At 59.3% G+C, this 18,609-nt stretch carries 14 protein-coding genes and 1 pseudogene; 14 read left to right on the top strand and 1 reads right to left on the bottom strand.

Annotation, left to right across the window (positions count from 1 at the left end):
- The first annotated feature begins 1,171 nt into the window (after positions 1-1,171).
- From XH92_RS37025 to XH92_RS37015, 3 genes and pseudogenes are all read left to right on the top strand, one after another.
- Positions 1,172-2,704 (top strand): porin, encoded by a 1,533-nt coding sequence (locus XH92_RS37025; RefSeq protein WP_194456477.1) that lies wholly within the window; start codon positions 1,172-1,174, stop codon positions 2,702-2,704.
- Between the two features lie 478 nt (positions 2,705-3,182).
- Complete coding sequence (locus tag XH92_RS37020; RefSeq protein WP_194461605.1) at positions 3,183-3,941, top strand: SDR family oxidoreductase; 759 nt, start codon at positions 3,183-3,185, stop codon at positions 3,939-3,941.
- Positions 3,942-4,099: 158 nt separating this feature from the next.
- A pseudogene (locus XH92_RS37015) lies at positions 4,100-5,774 on the top strand (MFS transporter).
- Between the two features lie 135 nt (positions 5,775-5,909).
- Here the strand turns inward: XH92_RS37015 and XH92_RS37010 are convergent.
- The gene (locus XH92_RS37010; protein WP_194456475.1) at positions 5,910-6,689 is read right to left on the bottom strand and encodes a Crp/Fnr family transcriptional regulator; all 780 of its coding nucleotides are present in this window, start codon (positions 6,687-6,689) and stop codon (positions 5,910-5,912) included.
- A 320-nt stretch (positions 6,690-7,009) separates the two neighbouring features.
- On the opposite strand from XH92_RS37010, the gene XH92_RS37005 reads away from it, so the two are divergent.
- The 11 genes from XH92_RS37005 to XH92_RS36955 all read left to right on the top strand — a co-directional run bounded on the left by XH92_RS37005 (position 7,010) and on the right by XH92_RS36955 (position 18,597).
- Complete coding sequence (locus tag XH92_RS37005) at positions 7,010-7,756, top strand: GntR family transcriptional regulator (RefSeq protein WP_194456474.1); 747 nt, start codon at positions 7,010-7,012, stop codon at positions 7,754-7,756.
- Complete coding sequence (locus tag XH92_RS37000) at positions 7,753-8,874, top strand: aromatic ring-hydroxylating dioxygenase subunit alpha (RefSeq protein ID WP_194456473.1); 1,122 nt, start codon at positions 7,753-7,755, stop codon at positions 8,872-8,874. The genes XH92_RS37005 and XH92_RS37000 overlap by 4 nt, the downstream gene beginning before the upstream one ends.
- A 92-nt stretch (positions 8,875-8,966) precedes the next feature.
- Positions 8,967-9,980: a D-2-hydroxyacid dehydrogenase gene (locus XH92_RS36995; RefSeq protein WP_194456472.1), complete on the top strand. Its 1,014-nt coding sequence runs from the start codon at positions 8,967-8,969 to the stop codon at positions 9,978-9,980.
- A gap of 354 nt (positions 9,981-10,334) precedes the next feature.
- Positions 10,335-11,429 carry an L-2-amino-thiazoline-4-carboxylic acid hydrolase gene (locus XH92_RS36990; RefSeq protein WP_194456471.1) on the top strand — a complete coding sequence of 365 codons (1,095 nt, stop codon included), beginning with the start codon at positions 10,335-10,337 and terminating at the stop codon, positions 11,427-11,429.
- Positions 11,430-11,808: 379 nt separating this feature from the next.
- Positions 11,809-12,768 carry a PDR/VanB family oxidoreductase gene (locus tag XH92_RS36985; protein ID WP_194456470.1) on the top strand — a complete coding sequence of 320 codons (960 nt, stop codon included), beginning with the start codon at positions 11,809-11,811 and terminating at the stop codon, positions 12,766-12,768.
- A 53-nt stretch (positions 12,769-12,821) separates the two neighbouring features.
- Positions 12,822-13,676, top strand: a complete 855-nt coding sequence (locus tag XH92_RS36980; RefSeq protein ID WP_194456469.1) for a transporter substrate-binding domain-containing protein — start codon at positions 12,822-12,824, stop codon at positions 13,674-13,676.
- 12 nt (positions 13,677-13,688) lie between these two features.
- The gene (locus XH92_RS36975; RefSeq protein WP_194456468.1) at positions 13,689-14,408 is read left to right on the top strand and encodes an amino acid ABC transporter permease; all 720 of its coding nucleotides are present in this window, start codon (positions 13,689-13,691) and stop codon (positions 14,406-14,408) included.
- On the top strand, positions 14,405-15,052 hold the full coding sequence (locus XH92_RS36970; protein WP_194456467.1) for an amino acid ABC transporter permease: 648 nt from the start codon (positions 14,405-14,407) through the stop codon (positions 15,050-15,052). Before XH92_RS36975 ends, XH92_RS36970 begins: the two co-directional genes overlap by 4 nt.
- 94 nt (positions 15,053-15,146) lie before the next feature.
- Entirely contained in the window at positions 15,147-15,926 is a 780-nt protein-coding gene (locus tag XH92_RS36965) for an amino acid ABC transporter ATP-binding protein (RefSeq protein ID WP_210345605.1), read from the top strand.
- 93 nt (positions 15,927-16,019) lie between these two features.
- Positions 16,020-17,141 (top strand): M20 family metallopeptidase, encoded by a 1,122-nt coding sequence (locus XH92_RS36960; RefSeq protein WP_194456465.1) that lies wholly within the window; start codon positions 16,020-16,022, stop codon positions 17,139-17,141.
- A gap of 76 nt (positions 17,142-17,217) precedes the next feature.
- Entirely contained in the window at positions 17,218-18,597 is a 1,380-nt protein-coding gene (locus XH92_RS36955) for an L-serine ammonia-lyase (RefSeq protein WP_194456464.1), read from the top strand.
- Positions 18,598-18,609: the final 12 nt, after the last annotated feature.

Raw genomic sequence — 18,609 nt, 5'->3', positions numbered from 1 at the left:
ATAAGCTGCCGCTAAGGCGAAGTCGTCGGTCAGAGCGCGTTGTTTCCCAGCGCAACGTGATCGCTGTGGGGCGCCATCAAGATAATAACTGCAATAAAGCATCGAAGGATTAGCTATCGTTGCATTTCACAAGGCGCTTCCGGAAGTTGCGGGGACAGCGTGTGGTGCTTGCCATTCGGTGCGCTCGCCGCACGGGACGGGCGCTTGGGACTAGATCGGATTCGTCGCATTGCGGTTGTAGATGTCACACACCTACGCGATAACTCAGGCTGGAATACAGCGATGTATCCTTTCACCGTGCTGGAGAAGTGCAACTTCTTTTCGAAGTGGCAGGAATTCTGCGCCCGATTCTGCAAATATCTGCTGATCGCTAACGCGAAACGTAGCGGCCACCGTCGAACGGGTACTGGCCGCAACGGAGGCCATTGATGGGCAATCATGACCTTGTCTCCTGCAACTTGCTCGGACCGACCGCGGTCGGATTTGCGTTGCTTGCCCGAGCCTGCTCGTTTTAGACTTGACTTGACATGACATCGATCCACTTTGTCGACCCGCGGCCTTTACCGTCATTCGCAGCTTACCTGCCAGCCCCCTTGAGAGCGCGGTCGATACAGCCTGCAAGTCACGAGCAGGGACTTGGTAGATCAATGTCTAGCGCTCAGTCTGGCCGCAATTCGTCCGCTGCCTTGATCGGGTTCCTGGTGACGGGATATTGTAACGAGGGGATTGCCTTTCTCAGAACGCAAAATGTTCATGAGCGCAATTGAGATGACGTATGCGGTGCGTCACGTTTCGCTTCCCGGCTAGGATGAACCACTATGCCGATCCGCTCGAGACTGGTGGGTATCTAATTGTGGGACGTAGTCCGTTGCTTCGGCGGAGTTAGGCGCTGTTTGGTACGAAACGTACCATTGTGACGCTAATGTAACACTTTGGTCGGGCGCCTTCGCGTGGCGGTCCGTTTCGCACCGACTTTGTTCCACCTTTCGCAAGGCAATCTGGCAACCTGATTAAAGCAAGCGGCGGAGTCGTCCGCGCTGCCACGTCGCTGGATCTTGTCGGGTGATCTGTCTGCGGTGCCCTGCAAGTCGAGAATGCTTGGGGGCGGAGGTGCCTGGTCTCTCTGGGGAGCGATCAGGCGCTTCGGGGGTGAACATTTTGGAGGACTATCATGAAGGTTACGAAGAGCCTTTTGCTCAGTTCGGCCGTAGGCCTGATCCCCTTCGCGGCGCAGGCCGCGGATATGCCGGTGAAAGCAAAGGCGATCGAGTACGTTAAGGTCTGTTCGCTGTATGGACCGGGCTTCTATTACATCCCAGGTACCGACACGTGTATCAAGCTGGGTGGTTATACGCGTGCCTGGGCGGCGTTCAACACCAATGCCGTCGGGGTCAATCCCGATTCTGGTGCGGGCGGAGCCGCGAACCGCTTCACCAATTATTATACGTACCGCGCCCGTGAGCTCGTCAACATCGATACGCGCACTGCATCGGAGTACGGCACGGTCCGCACCTTCTTTACGGGCGTATTTCAATGGACGACGGGGACCTATAGCGGGCTCGGTAACGGCTCGACCGTCTATCAGTCGATCGGTGGCGTGTCGGCGCCAAACAACGCCAACCCGGGCGCCATTGCTGGCGGTACGGTCGGCGTCTGGAACGCCTTTATTCAGTTTGCCGGCTTCACCTTCGGTAAGGTGGCCTCGCAGTTCGCCACGCCCTGGATGGAATATCCGGGCAACTTCAGCGAATTGCCGGGAAGTACCGGCTTTGACCAGGTCAACCAGGTGGCCTACACTGCTGACTTCGGTCAGGGCATCACCTTCTCCGTATCGGCTGAAGATCAGGTCCAGCACAGCACAACCAACGTCTGGAACGTGAGTGCGGCGAGCGCTGCCGGCCTCGCAACCGGCACTTACGGTGGCAACGACATCGCCGGTACCGTCTCTCCTGACTTCGTCGCAGCGCTTCGCGTCGACCAGTCCTGGGGTCTGTTCCAAGCATCGTTCGCGGCGCATGACAATCATGCAGCCTATTACGGGGGGACTGAGTTGACCGGCCATCCGGACGACAAATGGGGTTGGGCTGCCCAGCTTGGATTGTCCATCAAGAACATCCCGACCGGTCCGGGTGACTCGATCAACTTGACCGCAGTCTACGCCAACGGTGCAAGCCGTTATGTCTTCAACCCCTATATGTTCACTACCTATGCTAGGTACAGCGGGACCAACCTGCCGGGCGCGTATCAGAGCCTCGGAATTGGCGGAATTTCCGACTCTGTGTTCATCGCGGGCTCGGGGCAGGAGTTAACCACGACGTTCGGCGCCAACGGTGCCTATAACCACAACTGGGATGCTTATTGGGCCACCAGTGTGTTCGGCGGCATTGGCGCGGTGCGTTATAATGGCACTGCCAAGGGCTACATCTGCGGTGCGTTCGTAGCGACTCTTGCACTGTCGAGTGGTCTTAACGGCTGCAATCCCGACTTCAACTATGCGATTGTCGGCACAAAAACCACCTGGACGCCGGTCAAGAATCTGACCTTCGGAGCGGAGCTTTCCTACGGCTTGCTGGACCAGAAGTACGCGGGCGGAAGCACCGTGGTCCTGCCGCTGCAATCGGGGATCGGCAAGCCAGCTGGCCTCTACGAGCTGAAGGACCAGGGCAGCTTCGCACTCCAGCTCTGGGCTCAGCGCAACTTTTGAGACTGAGTCAAGCCGGCAATCATGGATATCTCCTGAGTTGACCTCCTGTAGGCCTCCGGCATGCCCGCCGGAGGCCTGCGAGCTGTCAAACTCCCCCTTGCGGTGATGGGCAGCATAGAAGACTGATGCCTTGTCGCGGATCTGCGCCACGAGCAAGACATGAGGGTGGCGAGTACCTGATCGGAACACGGGATTCGGCGAGCGGAAAGCAGCGGCTCCGCCAATTCGAAATGCAAGAGATGCTTCGTATTAGCGTAGGTGAATCGGTCGCGCTTGCCTGGATCGGCCACAGACGATTCGTCGCGCTTGAAGCATTATCGCCAATCCGATCAAGGCGATCGGATCAAATCAGCGGATCCAACCTGGTGGACATGATTCCCTCGGTGCGCTCGTGCTGGTCCGCAGCGCGCCGGGGCAGGATGCATGCTGTAGCGATCTCCTTCAAAGCAAAGACAAACGCCGAAAGCAGAGAGAGGCCATGACTGAAGCAACCAAGAAGATCGCAATGGTGACCGGCGCAGGCACCGGCGTTGGACGTGCGACGTCGTTGGCTCTGATGGGAGCCGGCTTTACAGTCGTTCTCGTCGGCCGTCGCCCGGAGATGTTGGAGGAAACGCAAAAGCTCGGCCAGCATCTCGGCCAAAGTCTGGTCGTGACCGCGGACATGGCAAGCCCGGACTCGATCGCCGCGCTGTTCGAGCGAGTGAAAGCGACCTATGGCCGGCTTGACGTGCTCTTCAACAATGCCGGCGTGAGTGCCCCGCCGGTGAATTTCGAGGATCTGCCGCTTTCGCAGTGGCAGGCCGCGGTGAATACCAACCTCACCGGTCCCTTCCTTTGTACCCAGCACGCCTTCCGCATCATGAAGGACCAGACGCCGCGCGGGGGCCGTATCATCAATAACGGCTCGATCTCCGCGCACGCGCCGCGGCCGTTTTCCTCGGCCTACACTGCGACCAAGCACGCCATCACCGGCCTCACCAAAGCTTCCAACCTGGACGGCCGCATGTATGATATCGCGGTCGGGCAGATCGACATCGGCAATGCCGCAACCACGATGACCGAGCCCATGCTCGATGGCGTCTTGCAGCCCGACGGCCGCAAGGTCCCCGAGCCGCGCATGGATACGAAGCTGGTTGGAGACGCCGTGGTCTATATGGCGACGCTGCCGCTGGAGGCTAACGTGCTGTTCATGACGGTGATGGCAACCAAGATGCCGTTCGTCGGACGAGGCTAGTTAAGACTGCGACGACGGCTCGCCTTGCGGCGTCGGTGGCGCGCGCGTCAAGGTATCTCAAGACGCACAACTAAACATTCGCGGCAACACGCCAGTTTGAGTGGCATCGACTCTGTCGAAGTATTAAGCAGCAGCAAGACTGCGAGGCAGGAGCCGACATGACCAAGCCGCGGGCCTCTAGCGTAGACGGGGTTACCGCGCCGTTACGTTTCCCGGTGTTCCGTCGGATCTGGCTGGCAAGCCTGTTGTCGAACCTCGGCACTCTGATTCAGGGCATCGGGGCTGCATGGGCGATGACGCAAATGACACCGTCAGCCGACAAGGTCGCGCTGGTGCAGACGGCCCTGATGCTCCCGGTCATGCTGATTTCGATGCCGGCCGGGGCGATCGCCGACATGTACGACCGCCGCGTGGTCGCGCTGAGCGCGCTTGCCATAGCGCTCGCCGGGGCCACGACATTGACGACACTCGCCTGGGCGGGGCTCACCACGCCAACGCTGTTGCTGGCGTTATGCTTTGTCGTCGGCAGTGGTACGGCGCTGCTGGGACCTGCGTGGCAGTCATCGGTCGCGGAGCAGGCGCCATCGGAAGCGCTGCCGGCGGCAATCGCGCTCAATGGCATCAGCTACAACATCGCGCGCAGCGTTGGGCCCGCCATCGGCGGTATTGTGGTCGCGTCCGCCGGCGCCGCGGCAGCATTCGCGCTGAATGCCCTGCTCTGTTTGCCGCTGATGGTCGCGCTATTCCTGTGGAAACGCATCGCCCAACCATCGCGCCTGCCGCCTGAACGGCTGGGCCGCGCCATCGTTTCCGGCGTGCGGTATATTGCCAATTCACCGCCGATCAAGATCGTGCTGGCGCGTGCCGCGGTCACCGGAATTATCACGAGCGCGGTCATCGCGCTGATGCCGCTGGTCGTACGCGATCTTTTGCAAGCGGGAGCGCAGACCTACGGCATGCTTCTTGGCGTTTTTGGAATCGGAGCGATTCTCGGCGCGCTCAGCTTCGCACAGATTCGCAAGCGCATGAGCGGCGAGGCGGCAATCCGTGCTTGCAGCCTTGCGATGGGTGGGGCGATTGCCGGCCTCGCGCTGAGTCGTCAGCCGGTATTGACCGCCGCCGCGCTCATGCTCGCGGGCGCTATGTGGACGATGGCCTGGACGCTGTTCAATGTCGGAGTGCAGCTCTCGGCGCCCCGCTGGGTTGCCGGCCGCTCGATCGCGGCCTATCAGGCTGCGAGCTCGGGTGGAATCGCTATCGGCAGTTGGGGCTGGGGCCATCTGACCGATGTCGCCGGTGTCGAAATGGCGCTGGTGGTCGCGGCTGCCTTAATGTTCGTCTCGCCGCTTATTGGATTCTGGCTGCGGATGCCGCCCGTCGGAGCGCGAGGTGAGGAGCCCGAAATCCTGGATGATCCCAAAGTACGGCTGCATCTGACCGGACGCAGCGGACCCCTGGTGGTGGAAGTCGAATATCGCGTGGCGCAGGAGCAGGCACGGGCTTTTCATAACATCATGCAGGACGTGCAGCTGTTCCGGAAGCGCAACGGCGCTTACGGCTGGTCGATCGCGCGCGACATTGCCGATCCCGAGATATGGATCGAGCGATATCACTGCCCGACCTGGCTCGACTATTTGCGCCAGCGCAACCGCTCCACCCAGTCGGAGCGTGCGATGGAGAAGCAGGCGATCGCTTTCCATATCGGTTCTGATCCAGTGCGCGTCCGCCGCATGCTCGAGCGGCCGTTTGGCTCGGTGCCGTGAAGACGATACGCCGGACCGTGCCGCGGCTGATGTGGTGACGATCGCCTCAGGCGCAGGCGGAGGCCAGTAGGGGTTCTTGGACGACGTCAGCGAAATCGCCGACCAAGCTAAGGTTATCGCGCTGCGATCCTACGCATGTCCCTTGGGATGGCCCGACTGACCGCCGCGCAATCGCTGCACGTGACAACCAGGACGGTTGAGGGTGTCACTGGACTGCTGGCGCCGCCGTCGGAATTGCTCGATCCATCGCCGCATAACCATTGGAAATGAGCATGTAACAGCAACACGCCCGCTGCTCGAGGTGCTTGCGGTCATCGATTTGCAGGATGCGGCGTGCCTTGCGAATCAAAGCTTTGCTCTCGAAGTTGTTGAGCGTCTCCGTGACCCCGGCGCGTCGCAGTCCCAGGACCGAGGAAAGGTAATCATGAGTGGTTGGCAGGACATGAGAGCCGCTCGCATCACTCGCCAAACAGAGCCAGGATGCAATCCGTTTGCGGCGATCATGCCGAACGCCGCACAAGGCCATCTGGGCACAATGCAAGCTTAGCGCCTGCACGTAGCCTGAGAGCTGCTCGCGGATGTCAGGACGCTCATCCATGAGCTTGCGTAGATCCTCGACACGAATTCTGTGCGCGCTCCCGGGAAACAGCACGACGGCTTGATGTGTCGAGCAATGTCCGCCGAGCAGGAATGAAGCGCCAACCGCACCGCGAAAGCCGATCAGCGCTGTTTCAAGCAAGCTTCCCTCAGCGACAATTCTCAGCGAGACAAGGCCCGATTCAATGAAGTGAATGTACTCGAGGGGCTTCTTCGACTCTTGTAGAACCTGACGTTCTCTAAGCAGGACCGGCTCGAGAAACGGCCCTATCGCAGCGAGATCCGGAAGAGAGAGCCGCGCCAAAATGGTGTTCTTGATAAATGTCTGCGGGCGCACGTGTCGTTCCTGATCGCTCTTCCGTGTTAACGCAATCGTTTTGCGAGCCATGGAACTCAGCTCGCTAGAAGCTTGAGCTGTTCCGATGCGAGGCGCGCGCTAGGCAGCACTTCGATCGGCATTGCGAAAACGAGTTTGGTGCTCATCGCCGGCCTCCAACGAGACCCATTTCGGCCGCCTGACTGGATCGAGGCATTCTCCGGTGTGCGTCCTCGCCCCGAACGGTCTCATCCGAAATTGCAGTTTCGAGGATAAGCATGCATCGTGTCTACATATTTGTATTGACATATTAGTATCTACATATTAGCACCTACATCTAAGTATCTACAAGAGCCCGTCGCTGATGCGACGCGAAGAGGTGGGAACCGAGGATGATGGCTCGCTACGTCGCAGTGGCCGACGAGTTGAGGGCTCAGATCGAGGGGCTGGGCTTCAATTCGCTGTTGCCCAGCGAGGATCAGCTTGCTCGCCGTTTCAATGTCAGCAGGGTCACCATCCGGCGTGCACTTGCCGTGCTGGAGGGGAGTGGATTGGTCGACCGGCAGCGTGGCCGGGGGACGATCGTCAACCCGCCCAGGGTGGTGCGCTCGCTGATGCCCTTGTTGCCGATTGAACAGGATTTCGAGCGACAAGGGATCAAGATGCGCTCCGAGATATTGTCGGTAGAGCGTGCTGCCCAAGCTCCCGATCACGTGCTGGAAAGGCTGCCGCGCGCGCGTTTGGATAAGATCTCGGTCGTCACCCTGCTTCGCAGCGTCGAGGACAGAGTGATCTCTTTTGATCGTCGGTACGTCCCGGATTCAATCGTCGATGAAGTCGACCTGAGCAGGATTGGTACTGTCCCTGCCGGAAGGTTGTTCGGCGGCCACGCAAGACTGCCTATCACTGAACACAAGATGGAATTGGAGTTTGCACCGGCTTCGCTGGATGACGCGAAGATCCTGGGCGTGACTCCGGGCACCATGATCGTGGTCAGCTCCGGTACCGACTACATGCAGAACGGTGAGTCATATGCCTTCACAGCGATGCACTATCGCATCGATCGCGTGAAGTTCTCCTATGCGTCCCGGTACTCGCCGAGTGAATCGGATCTCCAGATAGAAAGGGAAGGGGTATGAACAGCGCGCAGGCAAGCTTGCTGGCCAACACGCGAGCCGATTTCGAGCGCGCCTCGACGATGCCGGGGTTCTGTTACACGTCTGCCGAGTGGTACGAGCGGGAGGTTGAGAGCATCTTCACCAAGGAGTGGATCTGCGTTGGGCGCGAGGAGCAGGTCCCCAATCCCGGCGATTATTTCCGCTTCGACATTGTCGGCGAGCCGCTCGTTGTCGTGCGGGACGGTAAGGGCATCGTCCGTGTCCATAGCGCGGTATGCCGGCATCGTGGGGCCGTCCTCGGGCGCGGCAAAGGCAAGTGCCGTACTTTCATCTGCCCGTATCATAGCTGGACCTACGCTCTATCCGGCGAGTTGGTTTCGGTTCCCGGCTCGCCTGACCCGATGGATCACGCGGCCGGTTTTGATCCGAAGAACTATGGGTTGATCTCGCATCGCACGGAGCTCTGGGGGGGCTTCATCTTCGTCAACTTCGATCGTGACGCCAAGCCGTTGCTCGAATGGCTGGGCGATCTGCCGGAATTGGTCAGGAACTACGGGCTGGCGAACATGCGGCTAACCCACAGCCACGTGAAGACCATCGAGTGCAATTGGAAAATCTATTTTGAAAACTCGATGGAGAATTATCATGTTGCCACAGTGCACACGAAACACCTTGTCGGCAAGGCGACGGTAGCGGAATTTCCAAAAACAACCGGGCCTTATTTTCCCCTCTTTGTCCCTGCGGGCATCACCGCCTTCTCGGACTTGCCGGTGATCGAGACCTTATCGGAGCGCGAGGCAAGCGGCACCTATCATTTGCTAGTTCAGCCTAATCTGCAATTGATCCTGACCTCGAGCTATCTCTACTACCGCCAGTATCTGCCACAAGGACCCAACAAACTTGCGCTCGTCCACAATTGGTGTTTCCCGGAAAACACGACCAAGCGACCAGGTTTTGCCGAGGTGGCGGCGAGCTATTACGAGCGGTATGAGGCTGTGCTGCAGGAAGACATGGATGTGGCGCCACTTGTGCAGCAGGGGCAGCGATCGCGTTTTTGCACGCCGGGTCGTTATGCGGACGAGGAAATCCTCATCCATCGCTTCGCGAACTACGTGATCGACAAGGTGAACGCAAAGTAGCGACAGAGCCGTGCCGGTCGGCGTCAATTTAGATGCACGAGCAGATCACGGTACAAGCGGCCGATAAGTAGCATCTCTGGGAGTAATCTTTAATGAACAGCAACGCATCGCGTCGTCTAGTCGTGAATATCGCCAACATCACGGCTGTGCCGCAAATCTATTGGGTTACTCCGGACCGCTTGAGTGCCGCTCTGAAAAAGCACGAGGGGCTGACCGATCTAGCGGAATTTCGCGTCGGCACCGACTATGACGATATAAATGACATCGTGGAGAATACCGACATTTTATTTACGTCACTGATGGGGTTGACGTTTCCGCTCAAGCGCCTCTCGGCCGCCTCGAAGCTCAAATATGTCCATTACATCGGTTCTGGCATCGACCACTTGCTGCCGCTCGACTGGATGCCGGCGGGGGCGGTGATGACCAAGAGTCTGGGCGCCCATATGCCGGTCGCCGCCGAATATGGGCTCACGACGCTGCTTATGCTCAACAACAAGATGCCCTGGTATGTCACAAATCAGCGTAACCATAGTTGGGAACGGAAATTCATTTCAACTGTTCAGGGCAAAACCGTTGCAGTCATCGGCGTGGGAGCCATTGGGGGTGCTGTTGCGGGGTTGGCGAAGAAGCTCGGCTTCAAGGTCCTTGGAGTTCGCCGCTCCGGCGAGCCGCACCAGAATGTGGACGAGATGTTCGGACCGGAGGCGCTCCACAAGGTGCTAGCTCGCGCCGACTTCGTGTTCCTTAGCGCAGCCCTGACCGACGCGACGCGAAAGCTGATCGGACGGAAGGAGTTCGACAGCATGAAGCCTGGCGCCGGATTTTCCTCCATCTCGCGCGGCCAGGTGCTCGACTGGGATGCGCTTCGTGCCAAGCTATCGGACAGCCATTTGAGCGGTGCGATCGTCAACGGATATGAAGCGGAGCCGGTCCCGTCGGAGTCCCCGCTCTGGGATACGCCCAACCTGCTGTTGACGCCGCATATCGGTACGCAGGACGATAACAATTACATCGTCCGGTGCCTTGATATTCTCTGCAACAATATCAAGCGTTATGTTGCTGGACAGCCCCTGCTTCACCAGGTGCAGCCGGAGCGTGGATACTAGGAATGGCGTGCCCCGGTTAGCGCTCGACGATCGTTAACCGGATAGCTCGGTGCGAGTGCTGATCTCTATGCACCGGGTGAATGCTGCGCGAGCACGTGATTGCCAGCAGACGACTCTTTAGGCGTCTCGCGGGTCGTCAGCGTTAGCGCGGTTTGGGAAGGAAGGCCGCGTGCCGGCGCGGTCTTGACGAGCCGCCGGCCGAGCCCTCCAGAGGAATGCCAGGGCACGACCAGCAAAGCCGTGTGCGAGAGCGCAAGGTAGGCGGTTCGTATATCTGCGATCTGAAGACGGGAAACGTTACGGCGCCACGGTCCTGCTGTGGCCATAGGCACTTAGCTTCAAGGATCGAGCGCGATGGGACTCGAAGAAGATGTAACCAGCCGTGATGGGCTTCTCGCCTCTCTTCGGGACGTGAGTGAAAAGCAGTTCATGCTGGTGCGCAATCTGGTGAAGCCAGTAGAAGCTGCTCTTGGCCAAGCTGGGCTTGACGTCATCGACCGCGGATTTCGCCAGTTCGGTGAGTGGCGGGGCGAGAATCTGCGCATAGCGCCGTCGGCGATCGCAGGAAATCAGAATGCCCGGGCAATTCTGCAGAACTGGGACAGCGGCGACCTTGTCCTGGGGACACTTGATGGATCGAACGAGATATCAGGCGGCTTACTGCAGGCGAGCATCACGATGCCGGCCATGCTCGGCTCAGAGCAGTTTTTGGGTGCTGGCAACGAACACCTGCTGCGCCACTACTGGGCTGAAACGATGTCCGGAATCGCGGCAGGTTTTAGCGATGGCTGCACGATCAGAAGCGATGCTCCCGATATCTTCGGTCCCTGGACGATCACGGTCGAGTTCCTGGCGTCACATGCAAAAGGACGCGTGCGGAGCGAGGGGATCGACACAGAAATTCTGTCGGATCCGGAACGTGCGCTGCCCTTGATCCGGCGCAGCTCGCGCAACGCCGGCGCACTCTACATGTTCGTTGCCCGCGAAGTCATCCGTAACTACGACGCGGCCGGTGAACAGCTCGTTCGCGAAGGTGTCCGCGGCTTCGGGCGCGAACGCGGGTTGGCGCTGCGCGAAAAGCACCTTCGAGAAGGCCGCGAACTCAACATGAAGACGCTGATGCTTGATTGGGACGGCCCGCTTGTCTCCACGTGGGTCTTCAAGGATGAGGGCTTTTTGTCAGAGGGGACCTGGCACCAGGACTGCATCTATTGTCCGTATGCTGACGTGTGGACTCAATTTGGAAACGAGGGCATGGACTTGGGATATCTGTACGACGTTGAGCTGCACACGACCTTGTACCAAACTTACCACCCCCAAGCCCTGGTCCGCTGGGAATCCCTCAAGACGAGAGGCGATCATGTGTGCAGATTTCGCTTCTCGATTCCCGAACTCGTCGGCCCTGAAGACCCGCAATTCAGTATGAAGAAACGTGCGGTAGGCGACTAGGTCGTTTGCGACCGCGTGGAGGAAAGGATTTCGTCGGTGGAGCTCAAGGTAAGAGTAACGCAACGCAAAGCCCGCAGCGAAGCGGAAGATGCTTTGGTTTTCGTCCGAAGAGACGATCTCGCCGCCGGCGAGCTAAAGGTCGAAATAGCATCGATATTCTCTGGCGACTGGCTGGCCCGACGCGACGGCGTCGCAGCGCGTGCGCGCGCCGGCGAGTGCCAAGCGGAAGCCGAAGCCACGCCGTGCGGTCGAGCCACAGCGCGTCAGGATCGATCGGAAGGTCAAATAGTCAAGAGGACGGCGGGTGGTACGGAGTTGGTGAACGATTTGGATCGTTTCGACCCCGTTAGGCACTGGGCGGGATTGAAGGTGAGAAGTCATGACGGCTGAACCCAATGAACTTTTGCAGGTTCAAGTTGCGGACGTCCGTGCCGAGGCAGAGAGAGTTCGGTCCTATGTCCTGAAAGGCACGAAAGATGGTTTGCCGGGATTCTCGCCGGGCGCCCATATCGATGTTCATCTGCCTTCTGGTCTGATCAGGCAGTATTCCCTGATCGGAGGAATCGAAGCTCCCAACTCATACCATATCGCGGTGTTGCGCGAGCTCAATGGACGCGGCGGATCGATCGAATTTCACGACCGTATCGAATGCGGATCGGTGCTTGAGATCTCGCAACCGCGCAATAATTTTCCGCTCGCGACGTCGGCGAAACGGCACGTGCTGATTGCCGGTGGTATCGGAATCACTCCGATACTCTCGATGGTTCGTGCGCTGACTGAACAAGGCGCGCTCTGGCATCTGCATTACTGCATCAAGGACACAACGAGCGGGGCGTTCCTGGGGCTGCTCGCCAAGCAGCCCTTTGCAGCGCGTACGACGCTCCACATCGATGGAGGTGATCCAAGCCGCGGAATGCAGGTCGAACGCATTGCAGAGGCCGAGAAGGGCGATGGCGCGCATGTCTATTGCTGTGGCCCCTCCGGGCTCATGAAGAGAGTGGAGGGTGCGTTTCAGGATTGGCCCAAGGAGTGTGTCCATTTTGAGAGCTTCACTGCCGCTGTAACGACTGGCGACGACAAGCCCTTTGAGGTCGAGATCGCCAGCAGCGGCGCGGTCATTGCCGTGGCGGCGAATGAGACGATACTCGCAGCGTTGCGCCGGCATGGTCTGGATCCGCCGTTTCTGTGTACGCAGGGCGTATGTGGCACCTGTGTCGTTGATCTGCTGGAGGGAGTCGCCGATCACCGCGACTCGGTCCTGTTCGAAACCGAGCAATCAACGAAAATCGTTACGTGCTGCTCTCGGGCGATCACGGCACGGCTAAAGCTCGGACTGTAGGGACACGCTGCAAGGAACTTTTTGAGAAAACATTAACGAGGAAGGGGAATGTCATGTCTGGGATACAGAACCGCTTGCTGCTTGCCGCCGTGCTCGCGTCAACTTTTGCTGCGAGCCCTGCCTTCGCCGAAATCGATAACGCGCTGCTGGCCTCGATCCACAAGGCGGGCGACGTCAAGGTCGCGATGGCCTCGCAGCCCCCTTATATGCTGATTTCACCGAGCGGCGAGGCGCAGGGCACCGTTCTAGAAATCGAGAACATGATTCTCAAGGAGTTGGGCTTGCCGATGATCAAGCCCCAGCTCACCGCATGGAGTGCCATGATCCCCGCGCTTCAGGGCCGGCAGGTGGACTTCGTTGCCGATCTTGCGCCGACCGAAGAACGCTGCAAAGCAGTCCTATTCACCGCGCCCATCTACGTCTACCGAGTCGCGCTGTATGTGCGATCGGGCAACCCGAAGCGCCTGACCGGTATCGCCCATCTTGCGCAAAATCCGGACATCAAGGTTGCGATGATCGATGGGTCGGCTCAAGGAGCCTATGCGCTCAAAAACGGAGTGAAGCAGGAGCAGGTCGTGCGTGTCCCTGACGTTCAGGCCGGCGTTGCAACGGTGCTCAACGGACGAGCGGATACATACGTAGAAAGCACGACGGCGGTCAATCATCCCGAGAAGATGGGGCTCGAGCTCGTCGTGGACGAGCAGGCTCCTGTATCAGGTGCCTCAGCAGCATTTCGCAAGGAAGACGTAAGCTTCCGCGATGCTTTCGACGAGAAGAGGATGGCACTGGTCAAGAGCGGGGTGGTTCAAAAGCTTTACGACAAATACGGACTATCAGGCGGCGATGCCCAAGCTCAGATGCTCGCCAAGGTGAGCAAAGCCCGCGATCTCGTTCCAAGCTGCCAGTAGGCTGCGACCGCCATGAGCGAGGTCTTGGAGTACTGGCCTGCCTTCCTGCAGGGATTATGGGTCACCGCGTGGATCGCGGCGACCACGATCCTAGGCGGCGCAGTCGGCGCCGTTCTGCTCGGTGCGTTGAGGCTGTCCAAAACGGCCGCGATCCGGGCAGCCGCGATGCTCTTTACGGAGCTTATCCGCGGCCCTTCGGCTATCGTGCTGCTGTTTTGGGTGTTCTACGCGCTTCCTCTCATTCCGGGGATGCCGCGCTTTGGACCCCAGGCAGCTGCGATCCTGGTGTTGACGCTCGATGGGGCCGTGTACGGTGCTGAGATCGTGCGTGCCGGCATCGAGACCGTGCATCGCGGCCAGTTTGACGCATGCCACGCGCTCGGCTTGAGTAAATTCAACAGTTTCACAAGGGTCGTGCTTCCTCAGGCCCTCTCGCAGATTGTGCCGGCGTTCGGCAGTCTGGCGAGGGACATGGTCAAATGGACCGCAATCGTCAGCTTTGTCGGTGTGCAGGATATTCTCTATGTTGCAAACTACGTTCGAGGCCAGACCTTCAAGACGGCAATCGTGTTTGCTCTGCTTGCCGCAACCTATTGGATCCTGTGCCTCATATGCGCCACCGCCTTTCGTCTGCTTGAGCGGGCACTGCCACTGAACCGTGCGTTGCGGGCGGCGCAAGCCCCGACGCGAGTCGTGCCCGGCCTGGACGCCCTTGAAGGAGCTGCCTCGTGACTTGGGATTGGCAGTACGTACAGCAGATCATGCCGAGCCTGATGATCGGCATCTGGTATACCATTCTTGTGACAATTGCGAGTTCGGCCATTGCCCTGGTCGGCGGTCTGTTGCTCGCAATTCTCGAGAGTGTGAGTACCACGCTCGGCAGGACATTTGTGCGGTTTTGGCTGGAATTCTTCCGCGGCGTGCCAGTCCTGGTTCTGCTTTACTTCAGCTTTTATGTCTTGCCGGAAATCGGGGTCACGATGCCGGCGCTGCCGATCGGCATCGGCGTGTTGGGGATCGTCTACGCCGCGTTCTGCTCGGAGGTGTATCGCGGTAGCTTGATCACGATTCCCGGCGAATTGCGCGATGCGTGTGTGGCGCTGAATTTGAGCCGCTTTGCTATGTGGCAGCGCGTCTTGATCCCGTTAATGGTGACGCGGTCGATCCCCGCCCTGCTCAATTACGTTCTCAGCCTGTTTCGGCTCACCGCTTGGCTGTTCGCAATAGGTGTTCCTGTCCTCATGTTTCAAGCTGATGTCGTGGCAGAACAAAGCTACCGCTACCTTGAGCCCTACACCCTGACAGGATTGATCTATGTGGCCATGAATTTGCCGTTCCTCTACGTCCTCTACAGATTCAAGGTCCGCCATGCATAACATCACCCAATTCAATCCATCGGGACCGCTCGCAAGCCAGGACTCTGCCGCAGCCCCGAGCAAGACACCGGCTCAATCCAAGGCTCAGTCATCCATGAGCAACGCGGAGCAGTTCCCGTGGGCCATCGAGTTCGACAAGGTCTGCAAATCGTTTGGATCCCATCGAGTGCTCGTGGACCTCGATCTGAAAGTGCGGCCCGGCGAGAAGGTTACGCTGATTGGTCCGAGTGGATCAGGCAAAACCACTGTTCTTCGCCTCGCCATGACGCTCGGAAAGCCGACCAGCGGGGACATCAGGATTCTTGGAGAGAGCATTCTGTTTGATGCGCACGGCAAGCCACTCTCTAGTGCCCAGGAAGCGCGTATCCGTCGCCGTTGCGGGATGGTGTTCCAGCAATTCAACTTGTTCCCACATCTGACCGTACTGCAGAATCTCATTCTGGCCCCAACGACAGTCCTCGGCCATTCCAAAGAACAGGCAGAGCAGAGCGCGCTAGAATATCTGCAGAAGGTGGGGCTGGCAGACAAGGTGCGATCATATCCCGCCCAACTTTCCGGAGGTCAGCAGCAACGCATTGCGATTGCTCGGGCGCTCATCCTCAAGCCCGAGATACTGTTGCTGGATGAAATTACCTCGGCGCTGGACCCGGAATTGGCCGGCGAAGTTCTCGATGTCGTGCGCGGTGTCGCGCAGGAATCGAACGTGTCGATCCTCATCGTCACGCATGAGATGCGCTTTGCCCGGGAGGTATCTGATCGCATTATCGTCTTCGATCGCGGTCGTATCATAGAGCAGGGACCGCCCAACAAGATCTTCAGCAACCCCGAGTCGGACCGCACGCGCGCATTCCTGCATTCTGTGCTGGACCACTGAACGGCGGTTCGCTTGGGATTACGCTGATCGCGGCGCGTGCGTGGCGTTCCCGCGCGCCAAATGATTGCGCCCGATTGGGCGAGGAGTGGAAGCATGACACTGTGTAGCGTCGAGCTCGCGAGGAAGTTGATCCAGTTTCCCTCGCTGAACCCGCCAGGTGACGAAAGAGCCTGCATCGAGTTCTTGGCGGAGTTGCTATCGCGCGCAGGCCTTGAAGTCGAAACCCATGACTTCGTCCCGGGACGGCCGTCGATCGTCGCGCGATTGCGCGGCGACAGCGACCTAGCGCCCTTGGTGTTTTCGGGACATGTCGATGTCGTTGCGCTCGGAGACAAGCCTTGGACGGTACCGCCGTTCGCAGCGGAAATTCGCGACGGCAAGCTCTTTGGACGCGGAGCCAGCGACATGAAGGGGGGCGTCGCGGCGTTCGTGGCCGCGACGATCGCCGAGAGTAAAGGCAAGGTGCCGCTCAAGCGTGGCATCACCCTGGTGATTACGGCGGCAGAGGAAACCGGATGCGAGGGCGCATTCCACCTTGCTAAAAGGGGCGTGCTTGGATCGGCCGAGCTGCTGATCGTCGCCGAACCGACCTCAAATTTGCCGATCATCGCCCACAAGGGTTCGCTGCGCGTGCGTATCACCGCCAAGGGCAAGACCGTTCATTCCTCAATGCCGGAACTAGGTGACAACGCGATATACACCATCGCTGAATGGATACGCCGCATCGAAGCCCACAAGTTCCCAATCGAGCCGCATCCACTGCTCGGCCATGTCACGAGTTCTGTGACCACCGTGTCCGGCGGTCAAAGCATCAATTCCGTTCCTGACGCCGCCTGCTTCACGGTGGATTTTCGTACCATTCCGGCCTACGGGCACCCCGAGCTGCTCGCCGACATTCAGCGGCTGTGCGGAGACGAGGCAAGGATCGAAGTCATCACGGACTTCAAGGGATTTGCAACCGAGCCGGACGATCCGAGCATTCTGCCGCTGATCCAGATACTGGAGTCACGCTCGCGGACGGCGCCCAAGCCAGCCGGTGCCCCCTATTTCACCGATGCCTCGGCGCTCGTGCCCGGCTTCAACGATGTCGCGACGGTTGTGATCGGGCCTGGCGAAGCTGCGCAATGCCATCGGACCGACGAGTTCTGCCATGTCAGCAAAATCGAGGATGCGTTCGAGATCTACTCGTCACTGATCCGCCGATTGTGCGGCTGACGGGCGCGAAGGCGCCCTCCGGCGCAAGGACCATGTTCCATATGGAATTCGAACTGTTCGTGCATGAGGATATCCGTTGATCAGCGTCTTCGACATCTTCAAAATCGGGATCGGTCCATCGTCTTCCCATACGGTTGGTCCGATGAGGGCGGCGCACGACTTCGTGCGGTCGCTTTCGCGCAGCGCATGCGTCGGCAGAGTTCGAAGGTTGCAGGTGCGTCTGCTCGGTTCCCTAGCCTGGACGGGCAGGGGGCATGGAACGGACAAGGCCGTCGTGCTGGGACTGCTGGGCCAGTTGCCCAGCTCGGTCGATCCCGCACGGATCGATCGAATGCTGACCGAAGTTCGCAACGAGAAGTCGATCAAGATTTGCGAGGCGTTCCGGGCTTCGTTCGATCCGGATCTCGACATCGTCTTCGATGTCGCCCGCGAGGCCAAACATCACCCCAACACCTTGCTATTCTGTGCCCTCGACGGCGATGGCGAGCGGGTCGTCGAGGAGGCCTGGTGTTCGATCGGCGGAGGATTTGTCTGCAGGGAAGACGACATCGCGCAAACCTCGCCATCCCAGCCTACAGGGATCACCGCGCCCTTCGACTTCAGAAGCGGCGAAGATCTGCTCAAGTTCGGCCTCGAACGCAAGCTGAGCATTGCCGAGATGGTGATGGCAAATGAATGCAGCATCCGCTCCAAAGAGGAGGTGGAGTATCATCTCGATCAAATCACCGCCGCGATGATGGGCTGTATCGACCGGGGATTGAGCATAGAAGGAGAGCTTCCAGGCGGACTGAAGGTCAAGCGCAGGGCGAAATCGATCTTCGATCAGCTCGAGGCCTCGGCCAGATCGAACATGCGTTCTCCCCATGAAGTGATGGATTGGGTCAGCCTTTACGCGATCGCTGTCAACGAAGAGAACGCGGCCGGCGGACGCGTCGTCACCGCTCCGACCAACGGCGCGGCGGGAGTAGTCCCTGCGACGCTCCGCTACTATCGCGACCATTGCCCGACAAGTTCGGCGGACGGTATGCGGACGTTTCTGCTCACTGCGGCTGCGATCGGTGCTCTGTTCAAGATGAACGCGTCGATTTCGGGGGCGGAGGTCGGCTGCCAGGGAGAGGTTGGAGTAGCGTGTTCGATGGCGGCGGCTGGCCTCGCTGCGGTGCTCGGAGGAGACAATGCGCAAATCGAGAACGCGGCCGAGATCGGCATGGAGCATCATCTCGGCATGACCTGCGATCCGGTGGGAGGATTGGTTCAGGTGCCCTGTATTGAACGCAATGCCTTCGGAGCGGTCAGTGCGGTCAACGCCGCCTCCCTGGCGCTCAGAGGCGATGGAAGGCATATCGTGTCGCTCGACGTCGTGATCCGGACCATGCGCGATACCGGCCGCGATATGCAATCGAAATACAAAGAGACGTCATTGGGCGGATTGGCGGTCAATCTCCCCGAGTGTTGAAGGAAAGCCATT

This window comes from Bradyrhizobium sp. CCBAU 53421, from assembly GCF_015291625.1.
GTDB lineage: Bacteria > Pseudomonadota > Alphaproteobacteria > Rhizobiales > Xanthobacteraceae > Bradyrhizobium.
This window is presented reverse-complemented; position numbering and strand designations above follow the sequence as displayed.

What these genes read in the sequence shown, in the direction of transcription:
- XH92_RS37025 (WP_194456477.1), top strand. Translation starts at nt 1,172, where the DNA reads ATGAAGGTTACGAAGAGCCTTTTGCTCAGTTCGGCCGTAGGCCTGATC.
- XH92_RS37020 (WP_194461605.1), top strand. Translation starts at nt 3,183, where the DNA reads ATGACTGAAGCAACCAAGAAGATCGCAATGGTGACCGGCGCAGGCACC.
- XH92_RS36985 (WP_194456470.1), top strand. Translation starts at nt 11,809, where the DNA reads ATGACGGCTGAACCCAATGAACTTTTGCAGGTTCAAGTTGCGGACGTC.
- XH92_RS36995 (WP_194456472.1), top strand. Translation starts at nt 8,967, where the DNA reads ATGAACAGCAACGCATCGCGTCGTCTAGTCGTGAATATCGCCAACATC.
- XH92_RS36965 (WP_210345605.1), top strand. Translation starts at nt 15,147, where the DNA reads ATGAGCAACGCGGAGCAGTTCCCGTGGGCCATCGAGTTCGACAAGGTC.
- XH92_RS37010 (WP_194456475.1), bottom strand. Translation starts at nt 6,689, where the DNA reads ATGGCTCGCAAAACGATTGCGTTAACACGGAAGAGCGATCAGGAACGA.
- XH92_RS37000 (WP_194456473.1), top strand. Translation starts at nt 7,753, where the DNA reads ATGAACAGCGCGCAGGCAAGCTTGCTGGCCAACACGCGAGCCGATTTC.
- XH92_RS36980 (WP_194456469.1), top strand. Translation starts at nt 12,822, where the DNA reads ATGTCTGGGATACAGAACCGCTTGCTGCTTGCCGCCGTGCTCGCGTCA.
- XH92_RS36990 (WP_194456471.1), top strand. Translation starts at nt 10,335, where the DNA reads ATGGGACTCGAAGAAGATGTAACCAGCCGTGATGGGCTTCTCGCCTCT.
- XH92_RS36960 (WP_194456465.1), top strand. Translation starts at nt 16,020, where the DNA reads ATGACACTGTGTAGCGTCGAGCTCGCGAGGAAGTTGATCCAGTTTCCC.
- XH92_RS36975 (WP_194456468.1), top strand. Translation starts at nt 13,689, where the DNA reads ATGAGCGAGGTCTTGGAGTACTGGCCTGCCTTCCTGCAGGGATTATGG.
- XH92_RS37005 (WP_194456474.1), top strand. Translation starts at nt 7,010, where the DNA reads ATGATGGCTCGCTACGTCGCAGTGGCCGACGAGTTGAGGGCTCAGATC.